We start from the raw sequence: 13,576 nt of genomic DNA, 5'->3' as shown, positions 1-13,576 counted from the left end.
GTTGTTTTCAGGATTAGCTCTCATCTGTATAGTCTGGTTCGATAGATTAGTAATCCCCTAGTGTATGTTTACACGCAGAGCGGCTGCGGTAGCGAAAGGTGCCAGAGTTACGCTGCTTATCAGCATAGCGCCCAAAATCGCCAAGTATCCATCGATAGGTATAGCTATCGATGCGGCGTCGATAGCTATGGTGGAAAATATCAGTACTGGAATATACAACGGTAGAGCCAACAGGCTAAGCAATATGCCGCCTTTGCGTGTCTTAACGGTCAGAGCCACACAGATCGCCCCTATCAGGCTTAATATCGGTGTACCTAGTAGTAGGGTTAATGCTATGGCGGTCCAGGTGCTAAAGCTTAATGACAGTAGTAGGGCTACTATTGGTGATAGGATCAACAATGGTAAACCTGTCACCATCCAATGAGCGCATACTTTACCCAACACTATGAGTGGTAGTGGTGCGGATAGTAGGAATAATTGTTCCAAAGAGCCGTCGAGAAAGTCTTCTCGAAACAGTCGCTCTAGCGAAAGTAGCGATGCTAGTAGTGCGGCGACCCAGATATTTCCTGGTGCAATGCGTGTTAGTAACTGTGGTTCCGGTCCAATACCTAATGGGAACAATGCGATAACGATTAAGAAGAACCATAGAGGATTGGCGATCTCTGATCTTTTGCGAAAAACAATTTTCAATTCGTGGCGTAGTATAGTGATAAACATTAGATCACCTCTTGACCTACTAGGTGGATTTTCTTCACAGATGGTGTTATTTCTGCCATATACTGATGGGTAGTCAGTAATATCATTCCCCCCTGTTGTGTATGTTGTTTGAAAAGCGTTATCAATTTTGTCGCACCTTTTTTGTCAATGGCGGTTAAAGGTTCATCAAGAATCCACAACGGGCAGTGGCTTAGCCACAGACGTGCTAAAGCAACACGGCGTTGTTGACCGGTAGAAAGCTGGGCTACTGGCAAATTTTCATAACCGATTAAACTGACTTGTTCCAGCGCTTGCCAAATTGCTTGATTGTCTTTCTGCTGCTTAAGCGATTGATAAAACTTCAGGTTTTCATACGGTGTCAGTACGGTTTTTATCCCTGGTTGATAACCGATAAAAAGCAAATTATGGTAATAATGCTTATAATGACTCAGAATGTTTTTGTCCTGCCAGCGCACTTCACCAGTGTCTGGACGTATCAATCCGGCCAAAATACGTAGTAGGCTGGTTTTGCCTGCACCGTTTGGCCCTTCAACTTGAATTATGTCACCTGGGGTTACTGTAAAGTTCAACCCAACGAACAGAGAGCGTTCATCACAGATATAACTCAAATTTTTCGCTTCCAGCATTAAGGAACTCATATTTTCTTTTTGGGGTGTTGAACCATAGTATAAATGTTATATTGTATATAGTTTGTACTTTATTCAGATCAACTATTTAGAAAAGTGATTTTCTATAGACATAATCATGATTAATATGTATGACTGTTTTTTTCATTAGTATTAATGCTCGTCCTAATTGATTATCCTGGAGCCAATATCGTTCAAATTGAGATCGAGTATAATTAATATTTCCCCAAGCCGGATCAATAATTTGGACGAGAGAAGAGTCTATTCCATTAAATATAACGAAATGATTGGTTCCATTTCTTTTCAGATAAAGGATTGTTGGTGAATTTACCTTTTCAAGTTGTTTTAATGATATCTTTACTCCCATAGATAAAATGTCAAATTTCTTGAGTGTATTCTGTAGATCTATAAATGAATATTCTGGTTTTATTCCTGTTATTTTAATGAGATCCTCTTCCTCTATATTGATTTGATAATTTGTTGCAAGTATATTTATTAATGAGGCGAGCCCACAGGTAAAGTCATACTCTTGTCTTACTATATTTTTGAACTTCAAGTCTATATAGTTACTTACTTTTAACTCTCTCCCAGAAGATTGGCCTGCAAAAAGAACCAAAATTACGAAAATCAGTGTGGTTCTTAGGTGAATTTTAAGTGTTATCATATTATTCAGCCCATCTTATGATAAAAATCATTAAGTAAATAGCAGGTCCCAATAAATAGAGAACATCCAGATTCCTAGTGGTACTTAATATGCCAAGATTTTTTAGGAAAAAAATCATTATGGCATAACCTAATAATATGACTAGAAAAATAAGTGTTACTGTATTGTATTCATTAATATATCCAGAAAATAACATGATAAATGTTGATAAGAGGCGTACACTCCATTTGGGGCCGGGAAAAGCTCTCGTACCCAAATATAGATAACCAGAAATCAGTAACAAAAATACGATGAAATTAATGTTCATTATATGTTCGAATGACAAGAGACACATCCTGAGCTTGCCGACCCTTTACTTATACCTTTGAGTAGAGCATTGGTTGCTCCACCAGCACTGACTCCTAGTGTAGTGCTAGTCGCTACTCCAAGTGTGCTTGGGCCCATAATACCACCGCTAAATCCGGTAACAAACCCGGCTGATGCTGCAGTAGCTGCATTTCTCCAATTAACAGGATCTCCGTTAGATTTATCAAGTCCTACGGATAAGCTCGCTCCACCAATAGCGCCGATAGCGCCAACCACTACTGGTCCAACTTTGCCTTTTGTTTCGTACATTTCTTCTGAGTTGAGCTGATTGAATGAGCTATATCCAAGTTCTTTCATTAGATCATCATTTATAGATATAGATTTATCATTATTTTCAGGAATTACAGCATAGGATGTAGTTATTAATGTTGACAAAATGAGTAATGAAGTACAAAAAATTCTTAACATTGTCAGAGTCCTCAGATTTTGTAAGATAAAGAAACAGAAACGGTAGATATTTTATTATTACCGACACCACCTTTGATATTAATATCAGTAGAAACTCTATCAGTCAGATTTACTATTGTTCCAATTAATAGAGATGTATTACTGCTCCAGGATTTTTGAGATAAAAGGTTATTTTGTGTATAGATAAAGTCTTTTGAAAAACCCCAACGAATATTTACTTCAGGATTAACAGCGAAGATGACGGAACCACCTGTAGTATAAGCTGTATAATTGTTTGAAAACCGTTCTCTAGATATGCCATCTAAATATCCTAAAGACAGGTTAAGGACTAAAGGATCATAAATCCAGTTTAGTGATGTTCCTAATGTATAGCTTTTTATTTTGCTTTCTTTTATATTTATTCCACTAAAGAAAACAGTATAATCGGAGAATAAGTAGGTTTGATAGCTTCCTCCTAGTCCAACACCATTAAATTGATATTTGTCATTAACGGCTTTCTTGCCATCATCAAAAGTATATTGATTATTCTGCCATTGGCCATTGACAGTAGCTCCTACTGCAAGTTCATCAGTAATACCATATATTAGTGATGAATGAGCAGAGACACCGTTAGTTTCTTTCTGGTATGTTTGTGTTCCTTTGTTCAAAATATAGTGGCCGGGGGATATCTCGTTTAAATAAAATAAAGGTGAACTTCCATCACCTGATTTATTTAAAATGGAGATTCCAGTCGAGAGAGTCCATTTTTTCTTTTCAGGTAGAAAATCGTCAATTTTTAAAATATTCTTTGGTTTTTCTTTATCCAGTATATCCCTTTCTTGTGGAAGAGAAGATGCAAATGCAGTGTGAGAAAGAGAAATTACTGTGATCGCTGCAAGTCCTGTTGCTATTTTGATCATTTGTTTTGGTCATGTTAAAAAAAATTAACATCATTATTTCTAATGTTAGGTGTTATGTCAATTTATTATTTTAATGTAATTCTTGTTGTTATGGTAAGTTGTTCGTTTATTGAATACACGTTTGTGAAGTCAATAGTCAGTCTTTGTTGGCTGTATTGGCTAATCTAGAGGCTGTCTTCAAAAACTTTTTCGCCGAATGGGTTAGTTTCCTAAAAGCAGTTTTGCATTGTATCATTGACGGGAAGATAAAGATGGTCACTATAAAAAGCTCTATCGGGAAAATATTACGCTTGTGTGCCTATTTGATGATTTGAAGGCAAATTAACCCCAGACACAATCAGTGCAGACAGAAGCGTAGGTATTGATTTATATCTGTCACCTGTATGCATCTTATCTAATGGACATAAAGAAAATAATTCCCGGTTTCTCAGTTCGGGCATACACTGCTTGCAAGTTGCCCAGTGAATACTGTCCCGTAAAAGACCGCCATTTTCAGCACGTAAAAAGTAGAAACAAAAAGCGGTTCTCATCCACGAAAAGGTGTCACAGATTTTAAAGCCTCGTGGCTGCTGGAAAGCCCAAAAAAGTGGTTGTGCGTAAGCTTCTTACGTTTCTGAACGCATGGTCAGAAAGAGCGAGGGATGGGATGCATTTTACCATCGGATGACCTAATGTGAAATTATGTTTCAAGGCAGTTGCTGTCAGAGCAGGGACTGCAACGAAAGTTGTTATCCTTTGCTAATAGGGATCATAGGAAGCCCCCGCCTGAGTCACTTGTGACTTAGTGGCGGGAGCAGGTCACTATATGACCGCCGTAATAGTTGTATTGCGGCGGTCATAATAGAGACATAAAAATAATACGTTAAGAGTTTAATCATCTGTTTGTGCAGTATTGGGTTTTATTATTATTTTAAAAAGTTGATTATTGAGTGGAAACGATATTAACATTATTATAAAATGCTTAAGTAAATATTCCATATGGTTTATATAATATCTGATTGGATATATAACTTGGGGTGTTTTTTGTTTTAAAATAAGCTTTTGCTATTATTTTATATCTTTAATGTAGTTGGGATTTTTATTAAAAAACAGTATTTAATTATTAAAGATAAAGTAGATGTGACGATAAAAGGCATTAATTTACAAAATAGAATTAGCTTATTTTACAGGGTGTACTTAATCATACGAATTGCTGTTCCTAATTGAGTATATTCTTTTCTTAAATATTCAAAGCCAAGGGCAATATAAAACCCTTCTGCTTGCGGATTAGTCAGCACCTGCAATGAGACGTTGCCTTTTATGTGAAGATCATTCAATGTGATTTGCACCAATTGCTTGCCAATACCTTGATGCCAAAAGGCCGGTTCAACAAATATTCCATCAAGTTCTGCATTTCCATCAGTTAGCGGCAATACAACACAAAATCCCAAGATTACATTAGCTTGTTCCGCAATATAAACATATCCTGCTGCAATATATTCTATCGGCAGTTCTATCATGTGGGGATTTGCTAGTAAGGATTCCCTATCTTCTTCCCACATAAGAGACGCACGTAATTGCAGAGCTTCAAGGGCGATCTGTTCGGTTGTATTGGCTAATCTGATGGCTATTTTCATTGTTTTGCTATCTCTGCGATCTACGCTGTGTATACACGGCATCCAGTGTAAACAGCACTAATGCAGCCCAGATAAAGCCGAAAGTAATCAGACGGTCGGTGCCTATTTGTTCACCATAAACCAAGGTTGCTAGCAAGAACATCAGCGTTGGGCCGACATACTGAAAGAATCCTAGTGTGGATAGGCGCAGGTGAGCTGCGGCTTCCGTGTATAACAGTAATGGCACAGTAGTAATAATGCCCGCGGCAATCAGCAATAAATTGAGAATCGTTGGGTTATTACTTAAATCACTGGTTGGGGTGTTGGCAAAACCAAATAGATAAATGGCGGCAACCGGTAGTAACCACAGTGTTTCAATCGTCATGCCTGTTTGAGCATCAACATTCATCTTCTTACGCAGCAGGGCATACAGGGCAAAAGTGACAGCCAAACTTAATCCAATGACCGGTATAGAACCAAATTGCCATAGCTGGATTAATACGCCGGTGAAGGCCAGAATAACCGCAGCCCATTGCGTACGGCGGAAACGTTCACTGAGAAACAGCATGCCGAACAAAACGTTAACCAATGGGCTAATGAAATAACCTAAGCTGGCTTCCAGCATATGGCCGTGGTTCACCGCCCAGATATAAATCAGCCAGTTACAGGCAACCACGGTTGCTGTCACGGCCAGAAATAATACTTTTTTAGGTTGACGGAAAATTTTGGCTACCTGTGACCAGTGACGAGTTAATGTTAACAGTAGCAACATAAAGAAAAATGACCAAATAATACGATGGGTCAGGATTTCGTCAGCAGGTACTTGCTGGATATGTTTAAAATAAATTGGTGCGATTCCCCAGATAAAACAGGCACCGAAGGCGTACAATACTCCTTTGGTAGTTTGTGGCTTGTTCATATTGTCCTGATGTTAATAAAGGTGGAAAGAGTGTCATGGGTTTTTAGCCCGTTAACGTGAAAATAATATGTCACCGGGCTGAATATTACGCAAGCGATTAAAATTATATTGTCATCCTACCAAATAGGTCGCCGTTACACTGGCGATATGGGTTCTCTGCTCATTATGTAGTTCTGCTCTGGCAACAGAAACTTTGTTGCCATTGCGGATAATACTACTGGTGGCGGTAAATAATTCACCACGACCGGGGCGTAGATAATCCACCCGCAAATCAATCGTTCCCATTATTGATAATCGTTTTTCTAATTCTTCTAATGATGCGGGTATCAGACGGGTCAAGGCGTTACCGATACAGACCAATCCACCACATACGTCAAGCACTGAGGCAATGACACCACCATGTAAAATTTTTTGTGCGATATTACCTACTAATTTACTTTGGTTACGGAATTGTATTTCTACGTAATCTTGTTCAAACCGAATCAGTTCAAGTCCTAATAATTGGTTAAAAGGCATATCGTGAACAAAAGCATGACCAATCACTTGCCGGGCTTCTTCTAGGGTTAATAGCGTTGTAGACATTTAATTTTATTCCCAAATAAAGATATGTGTTATCAATATGACTTTATATATACCCTATGGATTTCAAGATGCATCGCGACGGCAAGGGAGCGAATCCCCGGGAGCATAGATAACGATGTGACCGGGGTGAGTGAGTGCAGCCAACAAAGAGGCAACTTGAAAGATAACGGATATAGTTAATGAGTTGTTAATGTTATGCTTTTATTGCTAACCTTGCCAGCTTTAAGGAATGTCTGGCAATAATCTGAATAGCATAATTGAATACAACTATAGGTAAGTTGAAACGGAAAATAATATCGGTGCTGGAATTTAATCCACTGAAATTACGTGTATAGGTAAATTATGCAAATAAAGAAGGCAGTACTGTAGCAGCACCGCCTTATATAGAATCGTTAGCATGTTACTGATGAGGCACCATTCTTCATGCTCATTGATAGCTCTATTTTACGAGTGACCAAATTTGGCAATTGGGTTAATCAGGTTATCAGCAAACTGTAAACTTTGAGCCGGATCAGCTAAATCAAGCATCTGACGGTTATTCGCTATTTGCAGGCGGTTTAGACAGCAGCGTTTAATCTCTGGTGTAAACAGATCGTAACGTACAAATTGCTCACTTAATTCAGGATGGTTGTGCTGATAGCTTAAAATACAATCTGCTACGGCCTGCCAGAAAAGCTCCTGTGAATAGTCACCCTGTTCATCTAGTATTGCAGCCAGATAGCGGAATATACCGTCAAACACATCAGATAAGATGGTCAGTGTTTTCATATCTTCGGGCATGTCTACTTTGACTCGACGCGCTTTTTCCGGTAAATCGGCGTCGGGATTCATGACCAGAATCTCTTCCGCTAAATCTTTCATGAAGATGTGCTGTGGAACATGGTTTTCCAATACCAGAATGATGTTTTCGCCGTGTGGCATAAACATCAGATCATAAGCGTACAAACAGTGTAACAGTGGCGCAAGATAACTCTCTAAATAGCGACGTAACCATTCCTGAGTAGGTAGGCCGGATGCTGAAATTAACGCGGGCAACAGGGGATTCCCGTGCTGATCACTGTGCAGTAACGCAGCCATCGTCATCACTTGCTGCCCAGGTTCAATGAGTTGCAGTGGGTTTTCTCGCCATAGTGCCGCCATCATTTTTTTATAAGGCGTATCACTACTGATTGCTTGCTCGTAATAGCTGTTTTTGAATCCAACACTGGCGACTTCTCGTAAAATTTTAAAACGATAACGTTGCAGGATGGGATCTTGTGTGACCAAATCGAATAGCCAGTCGTTAATGCCCGGTGTCGTCGCCATGTAATAAGGTGATAAACCGCGCATAAATCCCATGTTCAGAATGGATAACGCCATTTTCACATAATATCGCTGAGGATGACTGCGATTGAATAAGGTACGGATTGACTGTTGTGCCTGATAGGTATCAGCACCAATACCAAGATAGACCAATTTCTGATTAGCAATATCAGGAGCAAACACCGATGCCAGTTTGTTCTGCCATTGCCAGGGGTGAACTGGCATCAGGAAATAGTCTTCTGGATTAAGGTTAAGCGCGATTAACTGCCGGTTAAATTCAGCTACTGTGGTTGTGCCTAGCTCTTGTTCCAGCAACTGTTGATAATTGAGTTGCTCGATGCAAGCAAAGTGTGCCTTGCTCTTATGTGCGGCCAACCATACTAAATGCATAGCAGAGGCGGCTTCGGGACTAAAGTTCTGGAAATCACCAATATCAAAACCAATCCGGCCATTGTTGGCAACGAAAGAGGGATGTCCCTCCATCATCTCCCCTTCCAGCGCCTGAAAATCAGTATTCACGAGATCCATTGCACTGATACCGATTCTGTTATGCTTAAAAGCACTGCTATAGAGAGTACTGGTAATTTCTTCCAGATAGGTAGGCATTACGACATCACTGATGCCAAGTTGTTGTTTGAACTCAATAATGAATAGCAAGGAATCGAGTGCTTTTTCTTCTCCGTTGGCATTTTTCTGTAACGAATCGGCATCAATCAGCCAGTGATCCAGTGCCATACGCCGTGCCCGGAAAGTATAGCTGACCAGATGGTCAGCGTTATCCAAACGGTAATGGTGATATCCATCACTATCTGCTTTTTCAGTTAACTGTTGAGGCACGAGTAAACATTCATGTGAAAATTCAGAAATCGCTTTACACAAGTGTAGACGATTAACTTTCCGCCAGACCGCCGGTTGCAAGTGTATGGCATTTGTCATCAATGAGCCTGAGTGGGTTGATGTTGTCGCTTGATGTTCCCGCTGTAACGCAATCTGATGTTGTTCTCTGGTGCAAAAGGCTAACTTGGCTGTTTTATTCGGTAATACCAATGCCTTCTGATAAACAAAACCAGCCTGTAGATTAAGTTTGTGAATTTTCTCATTACGTATATCAGGTTCAACCACAATGCGAGCCACAGTAGTATCACTAAAAATAAAGGCCATGATGGTTTGGAAAATTCCCCAGGTGAAATGCCTTATTTTTTCTTGCGGTGGTGCAACCAGAATATGCATTCCCATATCATCTGGGTGTGCCGGATAATATTTTCCAATCAGATCATCTTGTGCACGATAACACTCTAATAGAAAAGTAGGTTGCCCCCGATATATTCCAATAAAGACACTGCCCGGATGGCTGGATTCTAAATTATGATAAAATTCCCATACTTGTTTCTCAGTATTGTTTTGCATTCCCCAATAATGGGCGTAATCCCGGTTAACCCAGTCAGTTAATATGGGAATGTCCTGTTCCAGATCCAGTGAACGTAATGCAAAGGTACCTATTTCAGGCAAGGATTTTTCAAACAGTGTAGGATTAAAGACGGACATTAGCATGCTCCTTCGGTGTCAACGCTGAACTGCTGGAAAGCGATACTTTTCTCAATCGGATAATGTTCAATACCGGTAATTTCATAAATCAGGCAGGAGTTGCGATAACAGGCCATTCCCAGATCTGGCGTGACGAAACCGTGAGTATGTAATTCCACATTCTGTATGAAAATGGTATTGTTCTGATCGATACTGTAATTACGCTGTACACCATAACGTCCTTTCTCATCCCAACGGATAAGGTGATGTATACCTTCAATAAAAGTCGGGATTTGATACTGAAAGCCGGTAGCCAGAACGACTCCTTCGGTGTCCAGAGAAAATGGTTGCTCCTGTTCGTGTTGGAATAACGCCAATGTTAGGTCGCGGCCATTTTGGGCATGGCTAATTTGTTGTAATTCACTATTGGTATATAAATTGACGTTTAACTTACCATTTAATCGTTTGGTGTACATTAAATCGAAAATATCGTTGATTAATGAACTATTGATACCTTTATAAAGCTGCTTGTGGGACAAATTTAATGCATCACGTTTTTCGCTTGGGAGACTATAGAAATAATCTACATATTCTGGTGACGTCATTTCTAGTGTCAGCTTGGTATATTCCAGCGGGAAAAAACGTGGCGAACGGGTAAGCCAATTAAGTTGATAATCGAATTTATCAATATCACTGAGCAAATCGTAGAAAATCTCTGCGGCACTTTGTCCACTACCCAGAACAGTAATAGATTGCTTTTGTTGTAAAGCTTCTTTGTTCTTCAAGTAATTACCAGATGTCACCATCTGATCAGAGAAGGGTTGGCAACACTTTGGAATATAAGGTGCAGGTCCGGTACCCAATACCAATTTTTTACAAACAAATTGGTGTTGTTGCCCAGTTAACGTATCTGAACAATGTAATGTATATAGCGAGGCATGTTCATCATAGCTAATGCTGTCAACGCGTGTGTTAAAGCGTAGATTAGATAACTGTTCTGTCGCCCACTGGCAATATTGGTTGTATTCCTTACGCATCAGGAAAAAACTTTCCCGGATATAAAAAGAGTATATTCTCCCTTTTTGCTTGATGTAATTAAGGAAGCTAAGTGGATGAGTGGGTGATGCCAGAGTCACCAGATCTGACATAAAAGGGGTTTGCATGGTGGAATTTTCTAGCATCATTCCCGGATGCCAATCAAAGCCCGGTTTTTGATCAATGAACAGGCTATGAACATCTTTTAGTGGCTGAGTTAAACATGCTAGTCCGAGATTAAAAGGACCTATTCCAATGGCGATAAAATCATAAGGGCGAGTTGTCATAAAATTTTCTCCTGGTAAACAGTATTAATCTCATAAGTTGTTATTATGGGTTGCCAGAAAATCGTTTCCGTGCATTACGATGCTGTGCACAATTTCTTGTAGATGTTGCTGGTTTGTTGCCGGGTTAAGGAAAGTAAATTTCAGATATTGTCTACCATTGACTTTGGTACCCGCAATAACGGTATTACCTTCACGGAATAGTGCCTTACGAATGGCCGCATTGATGGCGTCAATATCTGCATCAGGTAATTTTTGTTTAGGAATAAAACGGAAAACCAAAGTACTTAATTCTGGATAATGAATAAGTTCAAAATAGGGATTCTGTGCCATTAATCGATAGGCATCCTGAGCCGTATCGACCACTTTATCAAAAGCTTGTCCGAGTCGTTTTGCACCCATAATTCGTAATGTCAGCCACATTTTCAATGCATCAAAACGACGAGTTGTCTGGATACTTTTATTGACCAGATTGGGCGTACCTTCTTGTAACGCACTGAGTGGATTTAAATATTCGGCATGATAAGTCAAATGGGATAAATGCTTCTTATTTTTGACGAAGAAAGCACTGCAACTAACGGGTTGGAAGAATGACTTATGGTAATCCACCGTGACAGAATCCGCTAAATTGATGCCTTCCAGTAGATGAGCGCGGCGAGGCGAAACCAGTAAACCGCATCCGTATGCCGCATCCACATGTAACCAGATACCATACTGTTTGGCGATAGCCGCGATAGGATGAAGTGGGTCAATACTGCCGAAATCTGTGGTACCCGTCGTAGCAACAATGGCAAAAGGAATGTTGCCCTGTTCGATGCATTGGTTAATGCTTTGTTCCAATGCTTGAGGGTCCATGCGGAACTCACTGTCATGAGGAACAGAGATAACGGCGTTATATCCCAAACCAAGGATAGCAGCGGCTTTTTGTGTACTGAAGTGGCTGACTGTCGAGGTAAAAATACGTAGTTTATGAAAATCTGTCGGCAGACCATGTAGCTGATTTTTATGTTCAGGATTGCGCTGGTGACAAAAGTGGTCCCGCGCAAGTAGTATTGCCATCAGATTTGATTGGGTACCGCCACTAGTAAAGATACCATCGGCATTTGTGCCTAATGCCATTTTATCTCGTGTCCAGTCGAGAACTTTTTGCTCTATTAGTGTCCCGCCAGCGCTTTGATCCCAGGTATCCAGTGAAGAATTAATTGCGCCAATAATGGTTTCAGCCAGAACAGCGGGTAATACCAGTGGACAATTAAGATGAGCAACATATTTTGGATGATGAAAATAAACAGCATCTTTAAGATAAAGTTGCTGTAGCTCATCTAAGGCCTGGTTTAATGAGGTCAGAGGAAGATCTAAATTCACTTTAGAAAATAGCGGGGATAACTCATGGGGTAATATCCCACTGAAAGGTCTATCTACCCGCTGTAGTATTTTCTTTATTCTGGTAATGACATTATAGGCGTCATCGAGATAGTCTCCAGCACTATGCATATTTAAGAAATATCTGGAAAAATTTTCTTCCGTTATATGACTATCTTCCGTGAGTGGATGGTTTAATAGCAGAGCATCTCCGTACATTATATATCCTTTTTATCTCATATATAGGTTATAATTTGGTTATTTCCCAACATAATTGATTTTATTATGTGTAATATTGGGTTAGAGTAAATAACTGTTGAATAATAGCGCGATTAAATCATAATAATCTCTTTCTACCTAAGCAGATAAAAAATTATAGAATAGAATGTTAATGTTTGTTTTCTACTTTGGATTCCAAAGGGCAATCATGGCAATTACCGACGCCAGGTAGTTTATTTCTCTGGCAACAACTGCGACGTTGCATATTGTTATGCCGTAAAATAACAGTACGGTAAAGGGGGTTATCTCTACCATCAGGTAATTGTGGTTCCATAAAAAGACCATTTATAATTTCTTGATATAACTTGCTATTTATTCTTGTGCTGAATTCTGCAAGATACCAATACATAAGATAACCAATATTATTCCACAGGAGACGTCTATTTATCCCTTGATATGATTCAATCTTTTCGCATACGGGAATAATATGGCGCTCCAAGAGAGAATAGTGGCGATGGAGTAATGATGAAGGAGCCTCATTCAGCCAGGTCAAATTATAGTAAAAAATATCTGGCCTACCGCTATCATGGAATTCAACCTGAAAAAGATTGTAATGGGTATCCACTGCTTGTGGATATTCCAGCAACATTAACATCATTGGGGGAATAACTAAACCAAAATACCATTGTGCCCATAAGGAATATAGGGCTTTCTGGTTAGGTTTTATATCATTGTCACCGTAATATTCATCTTGATAGCGCTGAATTAATACTGGAAATTTCCTTGTGTCTGACCACTGAGGGAAATTCATGCTATTAGTAGGGATATTATCTGCATTTATTCTCATGGTGGAAGAAAAATGGCTAAACGTTTGTTCAAATAACTGAATGATATCTTCAATTACCACTGTGGTTAAAGGTGTAATTGAATGCTTTGTCTCTGACACCACCAACTCCCTGCTTACATGTTCATACCACCTGATTGTAGTATCTTACATATGACTAATCATTGTAAATATAATTATGATAATTATTATTATTATCATTGTTATTATCAAGTGGTAAATATTTTGAG

At 39.4% G+C, this 13,576-nt stretch carries 12 protein-coding genes; all 12 read right to left on the bottom strand.

Going from position 1 to position 13,576, the window contains the following annotated elements:
• Positions 1-57 precede the first annotated feature (57 nt).
• The 12 genes from ccmB to fhuF all read right to left on the bottom strand — a co-directional run bounded on the left by ccmB (position 58) and on the right by fhuF (position 13,448).
• On the bottom strand, positions 58-717 hold the full coding sequence (ccmB, locus tag LG003_RS07805; protein WP_112877276.1) for a heme exporter protein CcmB: 660 nt from the start codon (positions 715-717) through the stop codon (positions 58-60).
• On the bottom strand, positions 717-1,343 hold the full coding sequence (gene ccmA, locus LG003_RS07800) for a cytochrome c biogenesis heme-transporting ATPase CcmA (protein ID WP_112877275.1): 627 nt from the start codon (positions 1,341-1,343) through the stop codon (positions 717-719). Before ccmA ends, ccmB begins: the two co-directional genes overlap by 1 nt.
• 88 nt (positions 1,344-1,431) lie before the next feature.
• Positions 1,432-2,007 (bottom strand): C39 family peptidase, encoded by a 576-nt coding sequence (locus tag LG003_RS07795; RefSeq protein WP_112877274.1) that lies wholly within the window; start codon positions 2,005-2,007, stop codon positions 1,432-1,434.
• Positions 2,008-2,313: 306 nt separating this feature from the next.
• The gene (locus tag LG003_RS07790) at positions 2,314-2,781 is read right to left on the bottom strand and encodes a hypothetical protein (protein WP_112877272.1); all 468 of its coding nucleotides are present in this window, start codon (positions 2,779-2,781) and stop codon (positions 2,314-2,316) included.
• An 11-nt stretch (positions 2,782-2,792) separates the two neighbouring features.
• Entirely contained in the window at positions 2,793-3,680 is an 888-nt protein-coding gene (locus LG003_RS07785) for a hypothetical protein (RefSeq protein WP_262980478.1), read from the bottom strand.
• A 1,163-nt stretch (positions 3,681-4,843) separates the two neighbouring features.
• On the bottom strand, positions 4,844-5,296 hold the full coding sequence (locus LG003_RS07780) for a GNAT family N-acetyltransferase (protein ID WP_262980477.1): 453 nt from the start codon (positions 5,294-5,296) through the stop codon (positions 4,844-4,846).
• A 7-nt stretch (positions 5,297-5,303) separates the two neighbouring features.
• Positions 5,304-6,194 carry an EamA family transporter RarD gene (rarD, locus tag LG003_RS07775; protein WP_112877268.1) on the bottom strand — a complete coding sequence of 297 codons (891 nt, stop codon included), beginning with the start codon at positions 6,192-6,194 and terminating at the stop codon, positions 5,304-5,306.
• Positions 6,195-6,305: 111 nt separating this feature from the next.
• The gene (locus tag LG003_RS07770) at positions 6,306-6,776 is read right to left on the bottom strand and encodes a thioesterase family protein (RefSeq protein WP_262980476.1); all 471 of its coding nucleotides are present in this window, start codon (positions 6,774-6,776) and stop codon (positions 6,306-6,308) included.
• Between the two features lie 444 nt (positions 6,777-7,220).
• Entirely contained in the window at positions 7,221-9,623 is a 2,403-nt protein-coding gene (locus LG003_RS07765) for a GNAT family N-acetyltransferase (protein WP_262980475.1), read from the bottom strand.
• On the bottom strand, positions 9,623-10,924 hold the full coding sequence (locus tag LG003_RS07760) for a lysine N(6)-hydroxylase/L-ornithine N(5)-oxygenase family protein (protein ID WP_262980474.1): 1,302 nt from the start codon (positions 10,922-10,924) through the stop codon (positions 9,623-9,625). Before LG003_RS07760 ends, LG003_RS07765 begins: the two co-directional genes overlap by 1 nt.
• Positions 10,925-10,954: 30 nt before the next feature.
• Positions 10,955-12,502, bottom strand: coding sequence for a pyridoxal phosphate-dependent decarboxylase family protein (locus tag LG003_RS07755; protein ID WP_262980473.1), 1,548 nt, complete (start codon positions 12,500-12,502; stop codon positions 10,955-10,957).
• A 169-nt stretch (positions 12,503-12,671) separates the two neighbouring features.
• The gene (gene fhuF / locus LG003_RS07750) at positions 12,672-13,448 is read right to left on the bottom strand and encodes a siderophore-iron reductase FhuF (RefSeq protein WP_192881004.1); all 777 of its coding nucleotides are present in this window, start codon (positions 13,446-13,448) and stop codon (positions 12,672-12,674) included.
• Between the last annotated feature and the right edge of the window lie 128 nt (positions 13,449-13,576).

The organism is Photorhabdus kleinii, from assembly GCF_025384885.1.
In the GTDB taxonomy this organism is placed as follows: domain Bacteria; phylum Pseudomonadota; class Gammaproteobacteria; order Enterobacterales; family Enterobacteriaceae; genus Photorhabdus; species Photorhabdus kayaii.
The sequence above is the reverse complement of the archived record's forward strand: the minus strand, read 5'-3'. Positions and strand labels throughout refer to the sequence as shown.